The 23,405-nt window shown below is 65.0% G+C and carries 19 protein-coding genes; 16 read left to right on the plus strand and 3 right to left on the minus strand.

Annotation, left to right across the window (positions count from 1 at the left end):
- Positions 1–79: 79 nt before the first annotated feature.
- A complete protein-coding gene (locus E5S69_RS27830; protein ID WP_171517679.1) occupies positions 80–742 on the plus strand; it encodes a LysE family translocator in 663 nt (220 codons plus the stop codon).
- Positions 743–865: 123 nt separating this feature from the next.
- Positions 866–1,489, plus strand: a complete 624-nt coding sequence (locus E5S69_RS27835) for a LysE family translocator (RefSeq protein ID WP_171517680.1) — start codon at positions 866–868, stop codon at positions 1,487–1,489.
- A gap of 60 nt (positions 1,490–1,549) precedes the next feature.
- Here E5S69_RS27835 and E5S69_RS27840 read toward each other — a convergent pair whose 3' ends face one another.
- Together E5S69_RS27840 and ffh are read right to left on the minus strand one after the other, a co-directional pair.
- A complete protein-coding gene (locus E5S69_RS27840) occupies positions 1,550–2,092 on the minus strand; it encodes a hypoxanthine-guanine phosphoribosyltransferase (protein ID WP_171517681.1) in 543 nt (180 codons plus the stop codon).
- 52 nt (positions 2,093–2,144) lie between these two features.
- Positions 2,145–3,539, minus strand: a complete 1,395-nt coding sequence (gene ffh / locus E5S69_RS27845; RefSeq protein WP_171517682.1) for a signal recognition particle protein — start codon at positions 3,537–3,539, stop codon at positions 2,145–2,147.
- Between the two features lie 137 nt (positions 3,540–3,676).
- Here ffh and E5S69_RS27850 point away from each other — a divergent pair, with 137 nt between their 5' ends.
- The 7 genes from E5S69_RS27850 to E5S69_RS27880 all read left to right on the plus strand — a co-directional run bounded on the left by E5S69_RS27850 (position 3,677) and on the right by E5S69_RS27880 (position 14,120).
- Positions 3,677–4,615, plus strand: a complete 939-nt coding sequence (locus E5S69_RS27850; RefSeq protein ID WP_171517683.1) for a cytochrome C assembly family protein — start codon at positions 3,677–3,679, stop codon at positions 4,613–4,615.
- Positions 4,616–4,621: 6 nt separating this feature from the next.
- Complete coding sequence (locus E5S69_RS27855) at positions 4,622–4,933, plus strand: PP0621 family protein (protein WP_171517684.1); 312 nt, start codon at positions 4,622–4,624, stop codon at positions 4,931–4,933.
- The gene (locus E5S69_RS33020; protein WP_171517685.1) at positions 4,930–7,071 is read left to right on the plus strand and encodes an ATP-binding protein; all 2,142 of its coding nucleotides are present in this window, start codon (positions 4,930–4,932) and stop codon (positions 7,069–7,071) included. Before E5S69_RS27855 ends, E5S69_RS33020 begins: the two co-directional genes overlap by 4 nt.
- A 26-nt stretch (positions 7,072–7,097) precedes the next feature.
- Complete coding sequence (locus E5S69_RS27865) at positions 7,098–8,747, plus strand: sigma-54-dependent transcriptional regulator (protein WP_171517686.1); 1,650 nt, start codon at positions 7,098–7,100, stop codon at positions 8,745–8,747.
- The gene (ampD, locus tag E5S69_RS27870) at positions 8,744–9,364 is read left to right on the plus strand and encodes a 1,6-anhydro-N-acetylmuramyl-L-alanine amidase AmpD (RefSeq protein WP_171517687.1); all 621 of its coding nucleotides are present in this window, start codon (positions 8,744–8,746) and stop codon (positions 9,362–9,364) included. Before E5S69_RS27865 ends, ampD begins: the two co-directional genes overlap by 4 nt.
- A gap of 494 nt (positions 9,365–9,858) precedes the next feature.
- Positions 9,859–12,792 (plus strand): ribonucleoside-diphosphate reductase subunit alpha, encoded by a 2,934-nt coding sequence (locus E5S69_RS27875; protein ID WP_171517688.1) that lies wholly within the window; start codon positions 9,859–9,861, stop codon positions 12,790–12,792.
- A gap of 143 nt (positions 12,793–12,935) precedes the next feature.
- Positions 12,936–14,120 carry a ribonucleotide-diphosphate reductase subunit beta gene (locus E5S69_RS27880; RefSeq protein WP_171517689.1) on the plus strand — a complete coding sequence of 395 codons (1,185 nt, stop codon included), beginning with the start codon at positions 12,936–12,938 and terminating at the stop codon, positions 14,118–14,120.
- Positions 14,121–14,297: 177 nt separating this feature from the next.
- On the opposite strand, the gene E5S69_RS27885 is transcribed toward E5S69_RS27880, so the two are convergent.
- The gene (locus tag E5S69_RS27885) at positions 14,298–15,209 is read right to left on the minus strand and encodes a LysR family transcriptional regulator (protein ID WP_236901452.1); all 912 of its coding nucleotides are present in this window, start codon (positions 15,207–15,209) and stop codon (positions 14,298–14,300) included.
- A 269-nt stretch (positions 15,210–15,478) separates the two neighbouring features.
- Here E5S69_RS27885 and speB point away from each other — a divergent pair, with 269 nt between their 5' ends.
- The 7 genes from speB to E5S69_RS27920 all read left to right on the plus strand — a co-directional run bounded on the left by speB (position 15,479) and on the right by E5S69_RS27920 (position 23,330).
- Positions 15,479–16,471, plus strand: a complete 993-nt coding sequence (gene speB / locus E5S69_RS27890; protein ID WP_171517691.1) for an agmatinase — start codon at positions 15,479–15,481, stop codon at positions 16,469–16,471.
- A gap of 248 nt (positions 16,472–16,719) precedes the next feature.
- Entirely contained in the window at positions 16,720–18,198 is a 1,479-nt protein-coding gene (locus tag E5S69_RS27895; protein ID WP_236901453.1) for a purine-cytosine permease family protein, read from the plus strand.
- Positions 18,199–18,433: 235 nt separating this feature from the next.
- Positions 18,434–18,964 (plus strand): DUF6496 domain-containing protein, encoded by a 531-nt coding sequence (locus E5S69_RS27900; protein WP_171517737.1) that lies wholly within the window; start codon positions 18,434–18,436, stop codon positions 18,962–18,964.
- A 295-nt stretch (positions 18,965–19,259) separates the two neighbouring features.
- On the plus strand, positions 19,260–20,192 hold the full coding sequence (locus E5S69_RS27905) for a LysR substrate-binding domain-containing protein (protein WP_171517692.1): 933 nt from the start codon (positions 19,260–19,262) through the stop codon (positions 20,190–20,192).
- 67 nt (positions 20,193–20,259) lie between these two features.
- Complete coding sequence (locus E5S69_RS27910) at positions 20,260–21,225, plus strand: Bug family tripartite tricarboxylate transporter substrate binding protein (RefSeq protein ID WP_171517693.1); 966 nt, start codon at positions 20,260–20,262, stop codon at positions 21,223–21,225.
- A gap of 60 nt (positions 21,226–21,285) precedes the next feature.
- Positions 21,286–22,530 carry a CaiB/BaiF CoA transferase family protein gene (locus E5S69_RS27915; protein WP_171517694.1) on the plus strand — a complete coding sequence of 415 codons (1,245 nt, stop codon included), beginning with the start codon at positions 21,286–21,288 and terminating at the stop codon, positions 22,528–22,530.
- Positions 22,527–23,330, plus strand: a complete 804-nt coding sequence (locus E5S69_RS27920) for an enoyl-CoA hydratase/isomerase family protein (RefSeq protein WP_171517695.1) — start codon at positions 22,527–22,529, stop codon at positions 23,328–23,330. Before E5S69_RS27915 ends, E5S69_RS27920 begins: the two co-directional genes overlap by 4 nt.
- Positions 23,331–23,405 lie beyond the last annotated feature (75 nt).

Genomic DNA, 23,405 nt, shown 5'->3' on the forward strand with positions numbered 1-23,405 from the left:
CTGGCGCCGCCACCGCAACTTTCTTCAAGACCTGCCGCTTCCCGCCGACGACACTGCGAACTCTTCACGGAGGATCGGCATGGACATGGTTTTCGATCTTGGACCCGGGGCGTTGCCGTGGCAGCAATTTGCCATGGTGGCCGGCGCGCATGCGCTGGCGCTGGTGAGCCCCGGGCCGGATTTTTTCCTGGTGGTGCGCAGTGCGCTGCTGCACGGGCCGCGGCGCGCCGGCGCCGTCTGCCTGGGCATTGCGCTGGGCAATGGCGTCTTTATCGGCCTGGCGCTGGCTGGGGTGGCCGCGACGCGTAGCGCTCCGCAACTGTTCGCGGCGTTGCAGGGGGCGGGTTGTGCCTACCTGGCGTGGCTGGGCTGGCGCCTGCTGAACGCCTCCGGCGAACTGTCGATCCCGGCGGCCGGTGCCGCCGCGGGGCCCGCACCCGCGGCATGGCTGCCCCAGCTTGCCAGCGGCTTCCTGTCCGCCGTGCTGAACCCGAAGAACGGCCTGTTCTATGCCACGCTGTTCTCCGTGCTGGCCGCCAACCGCACGCCGCCGGCGGCGCAACTGGCCTACGGCGCGTGGATGTTCGCCGTGGTGCTGGGTTGGGACCTGCTGGTGGCCTACGGCATCGGGCATCCGGCGCTGGCAAAGCGCTTCGGGCGTTCGGTGCGGTGGGTTGAACGTCTGACGGGCGCCGTCCTGTGGCTGCTGGCGCTGGGCGTCGCCTGGCACGCGCTACGGTGAGCGCTGGGCGGCGAAGCGGGCCGCCCTGTATCGGCGCATTTCCCTTGAAGTGTACCGGTACTGTACCGTTAAGTGGCCGTAGACTGATTTTCCGAGAACACATGAACGTCGCTGGAGTCAGTCATGGAAGTGTCCCAACTCGCCGCCGGCACCGGCGTCTTTGCCGCCTTTGCCGGCTTTGCCCTGGTGTCGTCGATCACCCCCGGTCCGAACAACACCATGCTGCTCGCCTCGGGCGTGAACTTCGGCTTCCTGCGCACCGTGCCGCACCTGCTCGGTGTCAGCCTCGGCTTTGCGCTGATGGTGGGACTGGTCGGGCTGGGCCTGGGATCGCTGTTCCACGCCTTCCCGTGGACCTGGCAGGTGCTGCGCGTGGTGGCGACGGTCTACCTGGTCTGGCTGGCCTGGAAGCTGGCCACGGCCGGCGGCGTACAGGACCAGCAGGTGGCGCGGCCGATGGGCTTCTGGGCCGCCGCGGCGTTCCAGTGGATCAACCCAAAGGCGTGGGTGATGGCGGTGGGCGCGTGCAGCACCTATGTGCTGCACGGCAACCTGTGGCTCAACGTGCTGCTGATGTCAGGAATCTTCGCGGTGGTGAACCTGCCCAGCGTGGCGCTGTGGGCACTGTGCGGCTCGGCGCTGCGGCGCTGGCTGGCGCGGCCGAGGGTGCTGCGGGGATTCAATATCGGGATGGCGGTGCTGCTGCTGGCGTCGCTGTGGCCGATTTTGGCGCCGCACCAGGCGTAACATGTTCCTTCCCTCTCCCGCGCGCGGGAAAGGGAGCAAACTGTCAGTCCTTCAGATAACTCAAACCAGCGCCCGGATCGAATCCAGGTTACGCCAGTACCCCTTCGCATCCATCCCGCACCCGAACACATAGCGGTCCGGCACGGCAAAGCCGCAGAAGTCCGGATGCATCGGCTTGGGTTTGCTCAGGGTCTTCTCGCACAGCACCGCGGCGTGGAATTCTTTCGCGCCCATGTCCATGATGCGCTGGCGGATGGCCGCCATGGTCTCGCCTTCATCGAGGATGTCGTCCAGCACCAGCACTACGCGGTCCTTGACCGATTCGCGCGGGGCCACACGCCATTGCATCTCGCCGCCGACGGTCTTGTTGTTGTAGCGCGAGAGGTGGATGTAGTCGAACTCCAGCGGGAACGCCAGCTTGGGCAGCAGCATGCCGGTGAAGACCACCGCGCCGCCCATCACCGACAGCACCAGCGGGAAGGCATTGCCCATCCTGGCGGTGATGTCCGCGGCCATGCGGTCCAGCGAAGCCTGGACTTCTTCGGCGGAGACGATTTCTTCGGAATTGGCCCACAGTTCGCGGGCCTGTTCGGCGCTCATCATGATGTCTTTCCTGTTCTTTTGCGGGGGAGGCAGTCGGGTACGGCAGCGAGCTTCAGCGGTTGAAGAGGCCCTTCATGCCGCCCTTCATCGCGCCCATCTGGCGCATCATCTTCATCATGCCGCCGCCCTTGAGCTTCTTCATCATGGATTGCATCTGGTCGAACTGGTTGAGCAGGCGGTTCACCTCCTGCACCGGCACCCCAGCGCCCGCGGCGATGCGGCGCTTGCGGCTGGCCTTGATCAGGTCGGGCTTGGCGCGCTCGGTCGGCGTCATGCTGTTGATGATGCCTTCCATGCGCGCCACCTGCTTCTCGGCCTGGTCCATGTTGGCGCCCTGCGCCTGCTGGGCGAACTGCGCCGGCAGCTTGTCGACCAGGCTGCCCAGGCCGCCCATCTTCTTCATCTGGCCGATCTGGGCCTTGAAGTCTTCCAGGTCGAAGTCGCCGGTCTTCTTGATCTTCTTGGCCAGCTTCTCGGCCGCTTCCATGTCCACGCCGCGCTGGGCTTCCTCGACCAGCGCGAGGATGTCGCCCATGCCCAGGATGCGCTGGGCCATGCGGTCGGGGTAGAAGGGCTCCAGGCCGTCCAGCTTCTCGCCGACGCCGACAAACTTGATCGGGCGGCCGGTGATATGGCGCACCGACAGCGCCGCGCCGCCGCGTGCATCGCCGTCCAGCTTGGTCAGCACCACGCCGGTCAGCGGCAGGGTGTCGTTGAACGCCTTGGCAGTGTTGACCGCGTCCTGGCCCAGCATGGCGTCAACCACGAACAGGGTTTCAGCCGGCTTCAGTTCGGCGTGCAGCGCGGCGATCTCCTGCATCATCGCCTCGTCGATACCGAGCCGGCCGGCCGTGTCGACGATCAGCACGTCGTGGTAATGCTTGCGCGCCCAGTCCACCGCCGCGCGGGCGATGTCCACCGGCTTCTGGTCCGGCTGCGACGGGAAGAATTCGGCGCCGACCTGCTCGGACACGGTCTTGAGCTGGGCGATGGCGGCGGGGCGGTAGACGTCGCACGAGACCGTCAGTACCTTCTTCTTTTTGTTTTCCTTGAGCCACTTGGCCAACTTGCCCACGGTGGTGGTCTTGCCGGCGCCCTGCAGGCCTGCCATCAGGATGATGGCGGGCGGCTGCACCGCCAGGTTCAGCTCGGCTTCCTTGTTGTTGCCGCTGGCGGCATCGGCGCCGCCGATCACCGCGGTCAGCTCGCGCTGGACCACGCCGACCAGGGCCTGGCCCGGGGTGAGGCTGCTGACCACCTCTTCGCCCATGGCCTTTTCCTTCACGCGGGCCACGAATTCGCGCACGACCGGCAGCGCCACGTCGGCTTCGAGCATGGCAAGGCGCACTTCGCGCAGCATCTCGGCGGTGTTGGCCTCGGTCAGGCGCGCCTCGCCGCGCATGGTCTTGACCACACGCGCCAGGCGTTGAGTGAGATTGTCCAGCATGGCAGGAATCGGGGGAGAAGTCGGAGCAGGGCTCGGGAAATCGGAGGCAGTCCGGTACACGGGGCAGGCCTGGAACATCGGCAACACCGGTTCAAGCGGGCCGCCACCGGCCGTGGGCACTAAGGTAAACTGCGTAAATGGTCATTGTACTGTATGCCCTGACGGCACTTCTCTATTGCGGCCTGGCCTGGCACGGCTGGGCCACGCGCCATCCGCGCGTGGCGGCGGCTGCCGGCCCGGCGGGCGGGTCTGCCACCGCGGTGCTGGTGGCGGGCGGCGGACCTGTCCCGCCCGCGGGCGGCGCGCACGGCGAAGGGCGCCCCGCCTGGTGGCACGTGCTGATGCTGGCGGCGCTGGCCAGCCACGGCATGCTGCTGCATGAAACCATCTTCCCGGCCGAGCGCATGATGTTCGGCTTTGCCTTTGCGCTGTCGGCCATGCTGTGGCTGGGCGTGGGCATCTACTGGATCGAGAGTTTCTTCTTCTCGCTGGCGGGGCTGGGCCTGATCGTGATCCCGGTGGCGCTGGTGGCCAGCCTGATGCCGCTGGCGTTTCCCGGCTCGCAAATCCTGGGCTACGCGGCGCGGCCGCTGTTCAAGCTGCATTTCATCATCGCCAACGTGGCTTACGGGCTGTTCACGCTGGCGGCGTTCCACGCCTTTTTGATGCTGCTGGCCGAGCGGCGCCTGCACGGCTTCCGCCATGCGCCGGCACGGACGCCCCCACAGCAGCCCAGCCAGTGGCTGGGGCGCTGGCTGGATCTGCTGCCGCCGCTGCTGACGCTGGAAAAGCTGCTGTTCCGGCTGATCGGCGCCGGCTTCGTGCTGCTGACGCTGACCATCGGCTCGGGCCTGCTGTTCTCCGAAGAGCTGTTCGGGCGCGCGTTCCGGCTGGACCACAAGACGGTGTTCGCGCTGATCTCGTGGGCCATGTTCGGCGGCATCCTGGCGGGGCGCATCTTCCGCGGCTGGCGCGGCAAGGTGGCGCTGCGCTGGGTCATCGCCTCGTTCGGCATCCTGCTGCTGGCCTATGTCGGCAGCCGTTTCGTGATTGAAGTCGTCCTGCACCGGCTCTGATTTTTCATGGCACGTATCCTGATCCTGCTGGCCGTGGTGCTGGGCGTCTTCTGGTGGCTGCGCGCCCGCGCCGAGGCCCGGCTGGCCGAGCACCGCGCCCGCCAGGCCCGCGAAGCCAGCGCGCACGCCGCCGCCGGCACGCCCGACGCCAGCGCCGAGCGCATGGTCCAGTGCGCCCAGTGCGGGGTGCACCTGCCGCAGGGCGACGCCATTGCCTGGCGCGGCCTGCACTACTGCCGGCGCAGCCACCTGCCTGACGAAAGCCGGACCGATGGCAGCAACGGCAGCGGCGACGGCAGCAGCGGCCCGCGCCCATGACCGAGCCGGCGCCCTCGGCCTGGCAGCGGCTGAACGCCTGGCGCGGCCTGGCGCAACTGTGGCGCCAGCCCGAGCCGCCTGACTTCCACTGGCGCCTGCTGCGCTATTTCTGCTGGACCCGCGTTGCCGTAGGGCTGCTGCTGGTCGGCTTTGCGCTAATGCGGCGCGGCGAGCCGATCACCGGCGCCGCCAGCACGGCGGCTTCCCCGATCACAGCCGCGATCCCGGCCTTGCCCTTTAGCCTGGAGGCCATGGGCGGGATCGAGCATGCCGCGGCCATGGCCGTCGCCGTGCCTTACCTGGGCATTGCGCTGGCGATGCTGGCCGGCACGCTGTGGCGCCGGCATTTCCATCTGCGCGTGCGCGTGCAGGTGCTGGCCGACCTTGCGCTGCTGGCGCTGGTCTTCAGCGTGCTGGGGCAGGGCGGCCAGGCCGATGGCCTGGCCATGATCTTCCTGGTGCCCGCTTTGGAAGCGGGCGCGCTGACCAGCCTGCTATTCGCGCTGTTTGCCGCCGCGATCTCCGCGCTGGTGGTGATGAGCGGGCCATTCATGCACACTATCCTGCTGCGCCAGGCCGATGCCGGGCTGCTGGGCTCGGGCCTGTTCGGCCTGGTGTTCATGATCGCCGCGCTGCTGATGTATATGCTGGCCAACCGCCAGATCGCGCAGGAGCGCCTGGCGCTGGCCCGCGAGCAGGAGCTGCGCCTGCAGCAGCTGGTCAACCGGCTGATGGTCAACGATATGCAGGACGGCGTGATGCTGGTGCGCGCCAACGGCGCCGTGGTGGCTGCCAATCCGGCGGCGGTGGTGCTGCTGGGCGTGCAGCCGCATGAGCGCATCTACTCGCGCAAGCTCGGCGGCGCCAGTGGCGCAACTGGTGCGTCCGGCCCGGGCGGCGAGACCGTGCTGTTCGACCTGCGCCGCATCCCGCGCCTGCAGCCGCTGATGGAAATGCTGCGCGACTGGCTGCGCAGCAAGGACGACGTTCCGCGCATCCTGCAGCTGTTGCCGGTAGCTTCCGGCGCCGCACTGGCCGACGGCACCATGCAGCATACCCGGCTGCGGCTGCGCTTCGTGTTGCCCGGACTGGCCGGACTGCGTTCGACCATGGCGCATGGCCGCACCGTGCCGGCCGCGCTGGACACCGCCGCGTGGAATGAACTGTCGCCCGAAGCCGCCGGACGCCTGCGACTGGCGATTGCGCAGAACGAGGCGATGGCGTGGTCGCAGCAGGATGAAGCACTGCTGCGCAGCGAGATGCGCGATACCGTGCTGGTCCATATCGAAAGCTGGGAACGCATTGCCGAACAGGTGCAGCAGGAAAAGCTGGCCGCCATGGGCCGGCTGGTGGCCAGCATCGCGCACCAGATCCGCAACCCGCTGGCGGCGATCAGCCAGGCCAGCGAACTGCTGGGCGATTCCGCCCGGCATGATCCGGCCGCGCGGGAGCCGGGCGGGGCCGATGTCGATATCGACGCCCGGCTGCTGCGCATCATCCACGACAACGTGCGCCGGCTGGACCAGGTGGTATCAGACGTGCTGCAGATGTCGCGCCGCCCGCGCACCGGCCGCAGCACCGTGCACCTGGCGCAGGCGCTGCCGGAGATCGTCGAGCGCTGGCGCGCCGAAATGCATCAGCGCCACCCGCGCGCCGGCGAGACCCGCCCGGCGGGCCGCACCGACATCAACGCCAATGCCATCCGGCTGACCGTCGACGTGGCCCAGCCGGTGGTGTTTGACGCCGCGCAGCTGCAGCAGGTGCTGGGCAACCTGCTGGACAACGCCTGGCGCTATTGCAGCCGCCTGCCGGGCTCGATACGGCTGCTGGCTCATGCGCTCGACCAGCACCATGCCGAGCTGATCGTCTGGAACGACGGCGCCGAGGTGGCGCGCGAACACCAGCGCAGCCTGTTCGAGCCGTTCTTCACCAGCAACGCCCAGGGCACCGGGCTGGGCCTGTTCATGGCGCGCGAGCTGTGCGGCGCCAATGATGCCCAGGTGCGCTACGGCACCATCTCGCTGCCGGCGCTGATCGAGCGCACCGGCATGCTGGCCCCCGCCGCGCGCGCTACACTGCCGGCCAAGGCCTTCGTGCTGACGCTGCGCATCGAGAGCGCCGAAGCCGCCGCCGCCTGAACCGTCCTCCATCCCGCCACTGCCCCATGCCATCCCGAACGTCCCGCGCGCCCGACCCCATCCTGGTCATCGACGACGAGGCCGACCTGCGCGAGCTGCTGGACATCTCGATCCGCCGCATGGGCCATGACGTGGTGCTGGCCGGCTCGCTGGCCGAGGCGCGCGACAAGCTGGCGCAGGGCCGCTACAGCCTGGTGCTGACCGATATGCGCCTGGGCGACGGGCTGGGCATCGAGATCGTGCGCCAGCTGTCGGCCGCGCCCGAGCGCATCCCGGTGGCGGTGATCACCGCCTACGGCAGCGCCGACAACGCCGTGGAAGCGCTCAAGGCCGGCGCCTTCGACTACATCGCCAAGCCGGTGTCGCTCGAGCAGCTGCGCAGCCTGGTGCTGAATGCGCTGGGGCGCCCGCCGCGCGAGAGCGCCGATGCCGACGCCGCCGCGGCGGCGGAGCAGGCCGCCGACCGCGCCGCGGCGCTGCTGCCCGGCCATTCCGCGGCGATGCAGGAGGTGCGCCGCTCGCTGTCGCGCCTGGCGCGCAGCATGGCGCCGGTGGTGATCAGCGGCGAATCCGGCAGCGGCAAGGAGCGCGCCGCGCGCGCCATTCATGCCACCAGCGCGCGCGCCGCGCATCCGTTTGTCGCGGTCAACTGCGGCGCCATCCCCGAGAACCTGATGGAGTCCGAGTTCTTCGGCCACGTCAAAGGCGCCTTCACCGGCGCCGACGCCGAGCGCGGCGGCTTCTTCCAGGCCGCCAACGGCGGCACGCTGCTGCTCGACGAGGTGGCCGACCTGCCGCTGCCGATGCAGGTCAAGCTGCTGCGCGCTTTGCAGGAGCGCCGCGTGCGCAAGATCGGCGCCAGCCGCGAAGATGCCGTCGACGTGCGCGTGATGTGCGCCAGCCACAAGGACCTGGCCGCGATGGTGGCAGCGGGGCAGTTCCGGCAAGACTTGTATTACCGCCTGAACGTGCTGGCACTGCGCATGCCCACGTTGCGCGAGCGCGGCGAAGATATCCCGGTGCTGGCGCGCGCCATCCTGGACCACCTGGCGGTGCGCTACGGCGATGCGCACCCGAAGCGGCTGTCGCAGGCGGCGCTGCAGCGGCTGGTGGCCTATCCGTTTCCCGGCAATGTGCGCGAACTGGAAAACCTGCTCGAGCGCGCCTACGCGTTTGCCGAAAGCGAAGACATCGAGCTGGCCGACCTGGGCCCGCTGGACGCCGGCGCCGGACACGCCGGGCTGCTGCACTCGCCGGTGCCCGCGATAGTGCCGCGGCCGGTGCCGCCTCCCGCTTACGCTGCTTACGCCGCTTGGGGCACTGCGGGCGTCCCGGCTGTGGCGGCACCCGCCACGCCCGCGCTGGTTCAGGCTGAGCCGGCACCGGCGGCGGCAGCCGCCACCGCAGCAACACCCGAACGCGAGCCCGCCGGCGACCCCGCCGAGCGCGCCTGCCGCGGCATCGTCTTCCCGATCGACCTGCCGGCCAGGCTCGAGGCCGTCGAGCGCGAGCTGATCCTGCAGGCGCTGGCGCAGACCAATTTCAATCGCACCGCAGCCGCGCCATTGCTGGGCCTGAACCTGCGCCAGCTGCGCTACCGCATCCAGCAGCTGGGCATCCGCGAAGCCATGGATACCGCCGACCGCGGCCCAGCGGAAGGCGAGGGAACGGCATGACCGCGCCCACGCGCTCCACCTATCTGCCCGATGCCGACGGCTGGGTCCCCGCCGCGCGCCGCGTGCCGTCGCCCAATTTCGACGCGCGCCCGGACGGCATGCCGGTGGACCTGGTGGTGCTGCACAACATCAGCCTGCCGCCCGGCCAGTTCGGCAGCGGCGACATCGAGGCCTTTTTCCAGAACCGGCTTGATCCCGGCAAGCATCCGTTCTTTTCCACCATCCACCAGGTCCAGGTGTCGGCGCACTTCCTGGTGACCCGCACGGGCGAGCTGGTGCAGTTCGTGCCATGCACCCAGCGTGCCTGGCATGCCGGGCAGTCAGATTTCTTCGGGCGCGCGCGCTGCAATGATTTTTCCATCGGCATCGAAATCGAAGGCTGCGACGACCTGCCGTTCACGCTGGCCCAGTACGACACCGTGGCTGCGCTGGTGCCCGCGCTGATGGCCGCCTATCCGGTGCGCGCGATTGCCGGCCACAGCGATATCGCCCCGGGCCGCAAGACCGATCCCGGCCCGCATTTCGACTGGGCGCGGTTTGCCAGGCAGGCAGGGGTGGCCCCCGCAATGTTGCCTTACCAGTGCCCCGGCGCCGCGGGGCAGGTGACGAATTCCTAACGTCATCCGGCGCCGTGCGCGCTCCATTCCGGCGCACATGCCCCACGTCGGTGTGGGGCTATCGCAACCTCGCAACAATCAAAAAAATTTTTGTGAAATGTGCAGTTGCGAACGGTCTGGCCGAAACCCTTGCGAGTACTAGGCTTGCGGGCATGTGGCGCTGCCGCACAGTCGCCGGCGCGCCCCAAATAGCGGTTGTCAAGACTGGTCATTCGGATTCCTTTCACTATACTTAGCCCAGTTTTCCGCATCACACACTATATCTAGTAGTCAAACCGGGGAGCCGGCCCCAGGCGAGGCAGCAGCCGCGAAGTTCGCGCATCGACTGCAAACCTCCCTGCAAGGCCCGCGAATCACAAGAGTCCCTGGCGAAATGTTCACGTAAAGGCAGTCTGTCCGCCCCCACTTTCGAGCCGGGAGGGACGTTCTTTTTCGCCGCATTTCGCCAGGGACTCTTTTGTCTCTTATTTCCAGGGTAAAAAACAGGAGTTCTCATGCAAACGGCCCAGAACGAAATCACCACGGGTGGCGCCGCCGCCGGTATCGCACCGACCGCGCAGCAGACCCCCGCCAACGCCGCCAATACGAATTACCCGGATCACAAGATCATTCGTCGCAACGGCGCCGTGGTGGCGTTCGAGCCGTCCAAGATCGCCGTCGCCATGACCAAGGCCTTCCTCGCCGTCAATGGCGGACAGGGCGCGGCCTCGGCGCGCGTGCGCGAGATCGTCGAGCAGCTGACCGGCAACGTGGTGCGCGCACTGGTGCGCAGCCGCCCGAGCGGCGGCGCCATCCATATCGAAGACGTGCAAGACCAGGTCGAGCTGTCGCTGATGCGCTCGGGCGAGCATGAAGTGGCCCGCGCCTATGTGCTGTACCGGGAGAAGCGCAAGGCCGAGCGCGCCAGCGCCAGCGCCGAGGCCGTGGCCCGCGTGCAGGAAGGCGGCATCAGCGTTAACGTGACCGATGCCGGCGTGAGCAAGCCGCTCGACATCGTCGCGCTGCACGCCCTGATCGACAACGCCTGCTCCGGCCTGGGCAAGTCCGTCAGCGCCGAGCCGATCCTGAAGGAAACGCTGAAGAACCTGTACGAAGGCGTGCCGATGACGCAGGTGTACGACTCCGCCATCCTGGCCGCGCGTACCCTGATCGAAAAGGATCCCGACTACAGCCAGGTCACCGCCCGCATCCTGCTGCACACCATCCGCAAGGAAATCCTGGGCACCGAAGTGACCCAGTCGGAGATGTCGGCCCGCTACGCCGAGTACTTCCCCAAGTTCATCGCGCGCGGCATCGAAGCCGAGCTGCTCGACGAAAAGCTGGCCACCTTCGACCTGGCCCGCCTGGGCGCTGCGCTGGACGCCGGCCGCGACTTCCAGTTCAACTACCTGGGCCTGCAGACCCTGTACGACCGCTACTTCCTGCATATCGATGAAACCCGCATCGAAATGCCGCAAGCCTTCTTCATGCGCGTGGCCATGGGCCTGGCGCTGAACGAGAAGGACCGCGAAGCGCGCGCCATCGAGTTCTACCAGCTGCTGTCGTCGTTCGACTTCATGTCGTCCACGCCGACGCTGTTCAATTCCGGCACCCGCCGCTCGCAGTTGTCGTCGTGCTACCTGACCACCGTCTCGGACGACCTGGAAGGCATCTACGAAGCGCTGAAGGAAAACGCGCTGCTGTCCAAGTTTGCCGGCGGCCTGGGCAATGACTGGACCAATGTGCGCGCGCTTGGCTCGCACATCAAGGGCACCAACGGCAAGTCGCAAGGCGTGGTGCCGTTCCTGAAGGTGGTGAACGACACCGCTGTCGCCGTGAACCAGGGCGGCAAGCGCAAGGGCGCGGTCTGCGCCTACCTGGAAACGTGGCACCTGGACATCGAAGAATTCCTGGAGCTGCGCAAGAACACCGGCGACGACCGCCGCCGCACCCACGACATGAACACGGCCAACTGGATTCCGGACCTGTTCATGAAGCGCGTGATGGAAGGTGGCGAGTGGACCCTGTTCTCGCCCGCCACCTGCCCGGACCTGCACGACAAGGTCGGCAAGGAATTCGAGAAGGCCTACCTGGGCTATGAAGCCAAGGCCGCCAGCGGCGAACTGAAGCTGTTCAAGAAGCTGCCCGCGCTGCAACTGTGGCGCAAGATGCTGGGCATGCTGTTCGAGACCGGCCACCCGTGGATCACCTTCAAGGATCCGTGCAACATCCGCAGCCCGCAGCAGCATGTCGGCGTGGTGCACAGCTCCAACCTGTGCACGGAAATCACGCTGAACACCAATGACAGCGAGATCGCCGTCTGCAACCTGGGCTCGGTCAACCTGGTCGCCCACCTGGCCAAGCAGGCCGATGGCTCGTACGCGCTTGACCACGCCAAGCTGCAGAAGACCATCCGCACCGCCATGCGGATGCTCGACAACGTCATCGACATCAATTACTACGCCGTCGACAAGGCCCGCAATTCCAACCTGCGCCACCGTCCGGTCGGCATGGGCATCATGGGCTTCCAGGACTGCCTGCACGTGCTGCGCACCCCGTACGCCAGCGACGCCGCGGTGAAGTTCGCCGACACCTCGATGGAAGCCGTGTGCTACTACGCCTACCAGGCGTCGACCGAGCTGGCCGAAGAGCGCGGCCGCTACAGCACCTACGAAGGCTCGCTGTGGGACCGCGGCATCCTGCCGCAGGACTCGCTCAAGCTGCTGGCCGAAGAGCGCGGCGGCTACCTGGAAGTGGACCTGTCCAGCACCATGGACTGGGACAGCCTGCGCGCCCGCATCAAGCAGCACGGCATGCGCAACTCGAACTGCATCGCGATCGCCCCGACCGCGACCATTTCGAACATCATCGGCGTGTCCGCGTGCATCGAGCCGACCTTCCAGAACCTGTACGTCAAGTCCAACCTGTCGGGCGAGTTCACCGTGGTCAATGACTACCTGGTGCGCGACCTGAAGGAACGCGGCCTGTGGGACGAAGTGATGGTTGCCGACCTGAAGTACTTCGACGGCTCGCTGGCCCGCATCGACCGCATTCCGCAAGACCTGCGCGATATCTACGCCACCGCGTTCGAAGTCGAGCCGACCTGGCTGGTCGAAGCCGCCAGCCGCCGCCAGAAGTGGATCGACCAGGCCCAGTCCCTGAACATCTACATGGCCGGCGCCTCCGGCAAGAAGCTGGACGACACCTACAAGCTGGCCTGGCTGCGCGGCCTGAAGACCACGTACTACCTGCGCACCATGGCTGCCACCCACGTGGAGAAGTCCACCGTGTCGCGCGGCTCGCTGAACGCGGTGTCGTCGGGTAGCGACAGCACCTCGTCCCTGGACGCCGCCGCCGCATCGGCTCCGGCCATGCCGGAAGCCGAAGGCGCGGTCTGCACGATGCGTCCGGGCGACCCCGGCTTCGAAGAGTGCGAAGCCTGCCAGTAATAAAGACCTAACCAACTCCCCCGGTTAGCTCCCCTCTCCCGCTTGCGGGAGAGGGGCGGGGGAGAGGGCCGGCGCCCCAACGAAGTCAAACGTCAAATCACCGACCAACCCGCCGCCCCCTAATAGATTTCCGGAGAACCATCATGCTGAGCTGGGACGACGACGTTCAAGCCACCCCGCAGGCCGCACCGCAGCCTGCCCTGCAACCCGCTGCCGCTGCCACCGCAGACCAGCAAGGCGTCCTGCCGCCGAGCGCCACGCAAGCCGGCATCCTGGGCAACAACCCCAACGCCGCCGCCGCGCAAAGCAACCGCCGCGTCAACGCCGCCGACAAGCGCGTCATCAACGGCTCGACCGACGTCAACCAGCTGGTCCCGTTCAAGTACAAGTGGGCGTGGGAAAAGTACCTGGCCGGCTGCGCCAACCACTGGATGCCGCAGGAAATCAACATGTCGCGCGACATCGCGACGTGGAAAGACCCCAACGGCCTGACCGAGGACGAGCGCCGCATCATCAAGCGCAACCTCGGCTTCTTCGTCACCGCCGACTCACTGGCCGCCAACAACATCGTGCTGGGCACCTACCGCCAGATCACCGCGCCGGAATGCCGCCAGTACCTGCTGCGCCAGGCCTTTGAAGAGGCCATCCACACGCACGCCTACCAGTACATCGTTGAGTCGCTGGGCCTGAACGAAGCCGAGATCTTCAACGCGTACCACGAAGTGCAGTCGATCCGCGACAAGGACGAGTTCCTGATCCCGTTCATCGACACGCTGACCGACCCGTCATTCAAGACCGGCACGCCGGAAAACGACCAGAAGCTGCTGAAGTCGCTGATCGTGTTCGCCTGCATCATGGAAGGGTTGTTCTTCTATGTCGGCTTCACGCAGATCCTGGCGATGGGGCGGCAGAACAAGATGACCGGGGCGGCGGAGCAGTATCAGTACATCCTGCGCGATGAATCCCTGCACTGCAATTTCGGCATCGACCTGATCAACCAGATAAAGCTGGAGAATCCGCATCTTTGGACGGCGGAGTTCAAGGCCGAGATCACTGAGCTGTTCAAGAAGGCGGTGGATCTGGAGTACCGATACGCTGAGGACACCATGCCGCGTGGGGTGCTGGGGTTGAATGCGCCGATGTTCAAGTCGTATCTGCGGTTTATCTGCAATCGCCGATGCCAGCAGATTGGTCTTGAGCAGCTGTTCCCGAACGAGGAGAACCCGTTCCCGTGGATGAGCGAGATGATCGATCTGAAGAAGGAGCGGAACTTCTTCGAGACGCGCGTCATTGAGTATCAGACCGGTGGGGCGTTGAGCTGGGATTGAATTTCTTCTTCTACGTAAGAAGAATTAACGACGAGAAATGGGAGCTGTTGGCTCCCATTTTTTTTTGAGGTGGCCGCTATCGGCCATGAAGCGTCGCACACCGGTAGCGTCTCGGACGTTCAGCCCTCGGCTCCGCTCCGCAAAGGGACAGTCGCACTTGGGTGACAGACACGAGAGCTAGATTGACGTACGCCGATCAGGCGGTAAAGCGGATTGCAATGCTCCTACAAATACTCGGACTGCCATCGTGTGTTCACGGCCTTTTAGCACCGCAAGGGAGAATTCGGCTCTGTGGCTCAGGACGGCGGGATTTATCGCTCGCATCAGGCCTTGCTTGACCCACTGCGAGGCATAATGCTCCGGTAGGTAGCCGATGAATTTCCCAGACAGAATGAGGGTCGCGACGGCTTCCATGTGGTATACGGTTGCTGCCACTTTAAAGCTGATGGCGTCACCCATTTCCCTGGACTCTCGCATATAACCGCGGGAAACATAGTCCATTTTTTTCAGATCTGCTGTGCTTATATCATTCGATGCCAGCTTGAAAAGCTCGTGACTATGGCCACAATAAAGGCACAGACTCTCCGTGTGGAGTGGCAGGTACGATAAGCCAGGATGCATAGCGCGGAATGGGCCGATACCAACATGGATTTTCCGCTCAAGTACGGCAGCCTCGATCTCATTGGGGGATTTGATTTCCATTTTCAAGTGGAGATCACCGCCTTTCTGCTTGACGGCGACAATCGCCTCGGCGATATGGGCATGCACGTCGGTAATGGTGTTATCTACAACGCCGATTGCCAACTCTCCACTAAGCTCATGGCGTATGGCGCCGATGTCCGCTCGGAATTGCTCCACCGTGTTTAGCAAGCTATCGGCCGCCTGATAGACGGAATGGCCCTCGTCGGTCAGATGGAAGCCACGCCGCCCCCGCTCGCACAGCCTTAGACCCAGACGTCTTTCAAGATCCGTCATATGGGAGCTTATGGTCGATAGATTCATATTCAGTGCAGATTCGGCTGCTGAAAGTCCTCTGCAGTCGGTAACCGTTTTGAATATGCGTAACAATCGTAGATCGACGTCGGTCATCTTTATCATATTAATAACCCTCCATCCGCGGCTCGCGAGCTGGTCGTAGTGGCTCTAACAGCCTGCATCCTGTCGAACAGACAGCCTACCACGGCCTCCGCCCATGGAAGGCAGATAGCGAAGGTTCGACTAATGCAAAACTAAAGTTCGAGAACTTGGGATTCAACCGGTGGCACGTGCGTGCAAGACTTAATGGACGCCTCTGGCTGAGGCTGTGAGCAAGGCATCTCAGCACCCATCCGAGGCGTACTAACTGCGAGGAGCTACCAATGGAAAAAAATAGGTTTGCGCCTATCACCGGCACGGTGACACCACGTTATGCTGGATTGGCCACCTTGATGCGGCTACCGCACATGGGACTGATGGATCCGAGCGTTCGGGATGTGGATATCGGCTTGATCGGGGTGCCATGGGATGGCGGCACAACAAATCGTCCGGGCGCTCGCCATGGACCCCGTCAGGTGCGTGATATCTCTACGATGGTGCGCAATGTCAACCGATGCAGCGGCATCAAACCATTCGAGATTTGCAATTGTGCGGACCTAGGGGACACGCCTGTCAATCCGGTGGACCTGATGGATTCGCTGAATCGGATCACCGCATTCTACGACGAAGTATGCAAGGCTGATATTGCACCCCTGTCGGTGGGCGGAGATCACCTCGTAACGCTACCGATCTTGCGAGCGCTGGCGAAGAAGAACGGGCCCGTCGGAATGGTGCACTTTGACGCGCATACAGATACCTGGAACCGTTATTTTGGCGATAACCTTTACACACATGGCACCCCCTTTCGTCGGGCCATCGAAGAGGGATTACTGGATCCAAAGCGGACCGTGCAAATCGGCATTCGCGGGGCGTTGTACAACGACAGTGAGAATGATTGGGGCGAACGTCAGGGCATTCGAGTCATCGACATCGATGAATTTCAGTCGATGGGTATCGATGCTGTAATTCAGGAAGCCAGGCGGGTAGTCGGCAACGGTCGAACCTATGTGACATTCGACGTTGACGCACTGGACCCCGTGTATGCGCCCGGCACTGGAACGCCAGAAATCGGTGGGCTGACAACGATCGAGGCCCAGCACGTGATTCGTGGACTACGGGGCCTGAATCTCATCGGAGGCGATGTGGTTGAGGTATCGCCGCCGTTTGATCCAAGTGGCAATACGGCATTGGTCGCTGCCACGTTGATGTTCGAGATCCTGTGCATCCTTGCTGACAGCATCAGCATGCAACATGGCGCGAATCACCCGAGCATATAAAAGTCGCTTCGATATTGATTAAGCGTCGATTGCCGGGGAAGTGCTGCACACCCCCCCTTCAGTGCATGCCTTATGCCGTTACCCGAGATGCAGCGCACCGCAATAGCGCGGGCACTCATCTGAGGCGGGCCGCACTCCGGAACAAAAAGGGATGACGACGCTATATCGCGCAGTTATCCCCGCAAGAAATAGACTACCAGCCGTCGACTGAGTCGGCAGCCAGGTCAGCCACTACGCAGGAGACAAAGATGGACACTTCAGAATTTGGCGCGGAACCCTCCGCAACCTCACCCTCAAGTCCGTGCCTGACGTCGAGCACGACTTCCTCCGGGCTGATTGAACGTCGTTCGATCGACTACATCCCGGAATCGGAAAGGCATGGCAATCTGGGTAGCCAGTTCACCCTATGGCTTGGCGCCAACCTTCAGGTTACTGCTGTGGTTACTGGAGCACTGGCAGTGGTGCTTGGCGGCGATGTATTTTGGTCCCTTATTGGCCTCCTGATCGGACAGATCCTTGGCGGTGCAGTGATGGCGCTACATGGCGCGCAGGGGCCTCAGCTCGGGCTCCCACAGATGATCTCCAGCCGGGTCCAATTCGGCGTCTACGGTGCCATTCTGCCCTTGGTGCTCGTCTGCATCATGTATGTGGGCTTCTCAGCGGGGGGCATGGTGCTGTCCGGCCAAGCGCTCAGCCATCTGATGGGTATCGACAACTCCAGCGCGATTCTGCTGTTCTCGGGCTTGGTGATCATGCTTGCTACACTCGGCTATCGCACTATTCATTTCATGGGGCGAGTCTCCAGCGTCATTGGAGTTGTGGCTTTCCTGTACTTGTTCGCCAATCTACTGCAGGGCCAGGACCTTGGCGCTCTACTACAAAACCGTCGCTTCGACGTCAGTCACTTCCTGCTCGCCGTTTCCCTATCCGCCTCATGGCAGATTGCCTACGGACCATACGTGGCCGACTACTCACGCTATCTGCCTCGCTCCACCTCGGCCATTAAGACATTCCTCGCCGTAGGCGTTGGTTCGGTACTGGGTTCGCAAATCTCAATGGTCTTCGGCGTCTTTGCCGCTGCGTTGGCGGGCAGCCAATTCGCCGGACATGAGGTGAGCTTCATCGTCGACCTGGGCGCAACTGGGGTAGTCGCTGCATTTCTCTACCTGATGATCATCCTGGGCAAGCTCACGATCACAACGTTGAATGCTTATGGGAGCGTCATGTCGGTCGCCGCCATCCTGACCGGACTGGGCGGACAACGGACCATTTCCGGCCGTACAAAGTTCTTCTTCATCGTAGTCATGGTAGGGCTTTCTACGGCGCTCGCATTGGCTGCCGGGCAGCATGACTTTCTCAAGAAATTCTCGGCTTTCCTACTGTTTCTTCTTGCGTTCCTTACCCCTTGGAGTGCCATCAACCTGGTTGACTATTACTTTGTCACCAAGGAACGCTACGACGTGCCAGCGCTGTTTGACCCGAACGGGCGCTATGGTCGGTGGAATGTCAAAGGCTTAGCGGTCTATGTGGTTGGCGTAGCGGTGCAGATGCCCTTCATTGCGACCAGCTTCTACACCGGCGCATGGGTGGAGGCGCTCGGCGGTGTCGACATATCTTGGATCGTTGGTCTGGTGGTTCCGGCCGTGATTTACTACTTCGCGGGGAGTAAAGCGAACGTGCCCCAGGCGCTGATCCTGCCAGATAAAGCCACCCATGCCGAATCGTAGTCCGGCCAGTCTGCGCGACCCCCAGGTCATCCATCGGCCTGCACGCGCGGTATGGTTTCAGCGCAGCGGGGAAACGTTGCAGCAGCCAGCCACTTTGTAGATTCAACGCACGGAGTGCAGCTTTCGCAGGCTTCCGCAACGGGATGCCCCGTGTGCGTGACGGTCTCTGCCATTTTGCAGCTTGGCACGGCATATGCGTCGGTTTAACACTTCGGCGAACATCATGGAGATGATCATGCCAAAAGCATCCAGCATTGCGCAGGCAAAGGCGGACAAGCGGGCGGGGAAATCGGCAAGCACCCAGGCCGGTCATTTTGTTCGTGACGAGATCGAAGCCGTCCGCCATGGCAAGCATGGCGTGCGCTCGGCCAAGCAGGCCATCGCCATCGGCTTGTCGGAAGCGCGCCGCGCGGGCGTCGACTTGCCCCCTAAGGCGGGTTCCAAATCCGCCACGGCCAAGAGTGCGGCCAAGCCGACCGCCAAGAGTGCCAGCGAAAAGGCGCCCAGGCGGCCTAGTTCCGAAAGCACGGCCAAGCGTCGCAGCGCCGCTATCAAGGCGCTCAAGCGAGAGAGCACGGCCGGGGCCTCGCCTCAGGCACTGTCAGCCCAGGCCAAGCGTGCCGCCAGCAAGCGTACCGCGGCAGATCGCTCCGCGGCCGCCGAGAAGGCTGCCCGGACAAAGGGTGCGGCGGGCCGCTCTGAAGCGGCCCAAAAGGCAGCGCGCACCCGTGCAGCGAACAAGCGAGCAGACAAGATGCCTCGTTAGGCTGATGTTTTGCGCGTGGAGGGGCGGGCGCCGCCCCGCCTCGCTCTTAGGCTCGCCCTGCAGAATCTGCTTTTCGGCTAGCTGATCAGGATTTGTTGCCTCGGTATGCCGCGCTATGAGCAAGCAACTTAGGATGCGACACCATTGAGGTTCGTCGATCGGCACACGGGAAACCCGCAATTGCCCGGGCGCGACGTTGAGCGGAAGATGGCCCGGCACGCGCAGCAGTCGCTGCTCAATTTGCCCCGTGCCGGTTCCTCCAACTCCTATCCAGTTCGCCCCAATAACGCCCGCCGTGACGTCCCCCGCCCCCTCACGCCAACCCCGCCTCCATTTCGACCTCACCACCATCCAGCTCTTCATCGCCGTCGCCGACGAAGGGAGCATCACCCGCGGCGCCGAACGCCTGCATCTGGCCGCAGCGGCGGCTTCAAGACGCATCCTCGAACTGGAATCCCAGCTCGGCGTCTCGCTGTTCGAGCGGCTGCCTCACGGCATGGCTTGTACCGAAGCCGGCCGGGCGCTGCTGGCCCACGCCCGCGGCATCACCCACACCGTGCAGCGCATGCAGGACGACGCCACCTCGTTCGTCGGTGGCGACCTCGGCGTAGTGCGGGTCGCCGCCCCCAAGTCCGCCGTGATCCAGTTCCTGCCGTTCGACATCAAGCGCTGCGCTGCAGACTGCCCCGGTGTCCGCATCGACCTCCAGGAAATGAACAGCCAGGAGGTCCAGCAGTCGCTGCGCCGCGGCACGGTGGATATTGGCATCTACGAGGGCAGCCTGGGCGTGGTCGACCTGCCGACCGCGCCGTACCGCAGCGACCGGCTGGTGCTGGTGGTGGCGCGCGGGCATGCGCTAGCGAAGCGCAAGAAGGTGACGACGGAGGACGTGCTGGATTGCGACCTGATCGTGCTGGGCGAGAGTTCGGCGATCTCGGTCGGGCTGGAGCGGCTGGCGGACGAGGCGGGGCGAGTGCTGCGCATGCGCATGCGGGTGAGCGGGTTCGACAGCATCGCGGCGCTGGTGGCGCAGAACCTGGGGGGCGGGGTGATGCCGGAGGCGATTGCGCGCGAGGTGGCGGGCGGCAGCGGCTTCGTGCGGCTGCCGATTGCGGGGGAGTGGGCGGTGCGGCATTTTGTGCTGTGCCATCGGCCGCACGGCGCGCTGTCGTCGGCGGCGTTGAGCGTGCTGCAGGTGCTTGCGCAAAACGCGAAACCTGAATCCTGAAAATAGCGATAGCCCTGGGCGGGTGCATTGCGGAAGATGGCTCCATAACGATGAGAGGAGACACGCAATGCGGCGCAGACAATTTCTTCTGGCGGCTGCGGCCGGGCTGGCGGCGCCCGGCCTGGCGCGCGCGGCCAATGTGGCGGGGCCGGTTCGCATCGTAGTGGGCTTCGCCCCCGGCGGCGGCACGGACGTGCTGGCGCGCGTGATCGGGCAGAAGCTGGGCGTCATGTGGAACACCAGCGTGCTGGTGGAGAACAAGCCGGGCGCGACCGGCGCCATTGCCGCGGCCTATGTGGCCAAGCAGCCGCCGGACGGCACCACGCTGCTGATGGCGCATGTCAACAGCCATGCGATCGCGCCGGCGCTGCTGGACGTCAAGTACGACCCGCGCGCGGACTTTACGCCGATCTCGATGGTCGGGGTCACGCCGAATATGCTGACCTGCCGTCCGGAACAGAAGGTGCGAACGGTTGCGGACATCGTGGCGCTGTGCCGCAAGAATCCGGGCAAGATTTCGTTCGGCTCGTCGGGAATCGGCTCGGCGCAGCACCTGGCGCTGGAACTGTTCCGCATGCAGGCGAAGATCGACGTGGTGCATGTGCCGTACAAGGGCTCGGGCCCGCTGGTGGCGGACCTGCTAGGCGGCCAGATCGACTATGCGTTCGACACCATGACCGCGGCCACGCCGTTTATCCAGCAGGGCAAGGTGATCGCGATCGCGCAGACACGCCTGAAGCGCGCGGCCAGCCATCCGGGCGTGCCCACGCTGGCGGAGTCGGGCTTCCCGGGCCTGGACGCGGCGTCGTGGTATGGGCTGGTGGGCCCGAAGGGAATGCCGCCGGCGCTGGCACAGCGCATGAATGAAGACGTCAACCGCGTGCTGGCGATGCCGGACGTGGCCGAGCGGCTGAAGAGCTTTGGCGCCGAGGATTCGGGCGGATCGAACCAGCAGTTCGCCGCCTACATCGCCGCGGAATCGACCAAATGGGCCAAGGTGATCAAGGACGCCGGCGTGAAGGCGGAGAGCTGATGGCCGAGCGCCGACGCACCGATGCACGCAGCCCGAACCCATTTTCTTAGGACGCAACCGATGACTGATTTCCGCGACTCCGGCGCCCAAGCCGCCCAGGCCAACGCCACGCCCCTGCCGCTGGCCGGCGTGCGCGTGCTCGACGTCAGCCAGGTCATGGCCGGCCCTTACGCCTGCATGCTGCTGGCCGACCTTGGCGCCGACGTGATCAAGATCGAGCCGCCGGACGGCGGTGACCAGACGCGCGGCTCGATGGGGTTCAAGATGAAGGGGCCCGACAGCATGGGGTTCCTCAACATGAACCGCAACAAGCGCAGCGTCACGCTGGACCTGAAGACCGAATCCGGCCGCGCCGTGCTGTACCGGCTGGCGGAAACGGCGGACATCCTGGTCGAGAACTACCGCCCCGGTGTGATGAAGCGCCTGGGCATCGACTACGAGACCCTTAGCCGGATCAACCCTAAGCTGGTCTACTGCAGCATCTCGGGCTTCGGCCAGAGCGGGCCGTGGGCCACGCGGCCGGGATTCGACCTGATGGCGCAGGCGATGTCGGGCGTGATGAGCGTCACGGGCTATCCGGGCGGCGCGCCGGTGAAGGCAGGCGTGCCGGTGGCCGATATCGGCTGTGCGCTGTTCGCCACCTACGGCATGCTGTCCGCCTATATCGGCGCGAAAGAGACCGGCAAGGGGCAGTATGTCGATGCGTCGCTGTTCGATTCCGCGCTGGCGTTCTCGGTGTGGGACACCTGCGAATACTGGGGCACCGGGCGCGAGCCCGAGCCGCTCGGCACCGCCAACCGCATGAGCGCGCCCTACCAGGCGATGAAGGCGGCGGATGGCTACTTCGTGATGGGAGCGACCAACCAGAAGCTGTGGCAGCTGCTGTGCAATACGCTGGACCGGCCCGACCTGCTCGCGGATGAGCGCTTTGCCACGGTCGCGCTGCGCCTGGCCAACCGGCAGGCGCTGATCGGCGCGCTGGAGGAGAGCTTCGTCAAGCAGAGTGCCGACTACTGGATCGAGCAATTGCTTGAGGTCGGCATTCCCGCCGGGCCGATCCTGACCTACCCGCAGGCGTTCGACAGCGATCACGGCAAGCACCGCCAGATGCGCATCGAGATCGATCATCCGATCGAAGGCAAGGTGCCCAATATCGGCTTCGCGGTGAAGATGGGCGGCACGCCGCAGCAGGTACGGCGCCCGCCGCCGCTGCTGGGCCAGCACACTGGCGAGATCCTCGCTGAGTTGGGCCTGTCGCAGGACGAACAGCAGTCGCTGGCCGCGGCCGGCGCCTTCGGCGCATGAGCGCCCCGCAGCAGGCACCCATCGAAGGCCGGGTCACGTTGACACGGCAGGGCTCTATCGCGACGCTGACTTTCGACCGTCCGGCCGCGCGCAATGCGATGACGTGGGCGATGTACGGGCAGCTCGCAGAGCATTGTCGCGCTCTCGCCACGGAAGGCACGGCCGGCGCACGCGTAGTGGTGCTGCGCGGCGCGGGCGGCGAGGCCTTTGTCGCCGGGACCGACATCGCGCAGTTTCGGCAGTTCTCGGGCGGCGATGACGGGGTCGCGTATGAAGCGCGTATCGATGAAGGCATCGCGCTGGTCGAGCAGTTGCCGATGCCTACCGTGGCGGTCGTCGAAGGCTGGGCGGTGGGCGGTGGACTGGCCATCGCCACCGCGTGCGACTTCCGGCTGGCAACGCCCAAGGCCCGCTTCGGCGTGCCGATCGCAAAGACGCTGGGCAACACGCTTTCCGCGCACAACCTCGCCAAGCTGCGCGCGGCGTGGGGGCTGCAACCGGTGCGACGCATGCTGTTGCTCGCGCAGATTCTCGATGCCGATGCGGCGCTGGCCTGCGGTTTTCTTGAGGGCATTCATGCGCCCGAGGCGCTGGAAGGCGAAGTCGCCGCGCTGTGCGAGCGGCTCAGCGCGCTTGCGCCGGTCACGCAGACCGTCATCAAGGAGTCATTGCGCCGCCAGATCGTGGCGGCGGTGGCTGATACCGACGATCTGGTGCGGCAGTGTTATGGCAGCGACGACTTCCGGGAGGGGGCGGAAGCGTTCGTTGGCAAGCGCCCGCCGGTGTGGAAGGGGCGGTGAATTTTTGATCGGCCCGACGCCCTGAACGGTGGTGTGGGGTCCGTTCACTGGCTCGCGTGCTTCGGTCGCTGTTGC

The sequence above is a fragment of the Cupriavidus necator genome (genome assembly GCF_013141915.1).
GTDB lineage: Bacteria > Pseudomonadota > Gammaproteobacteria > Burkholderiales > Burkholderiaceae > Cupriavidus > Cupriavidus necator_B.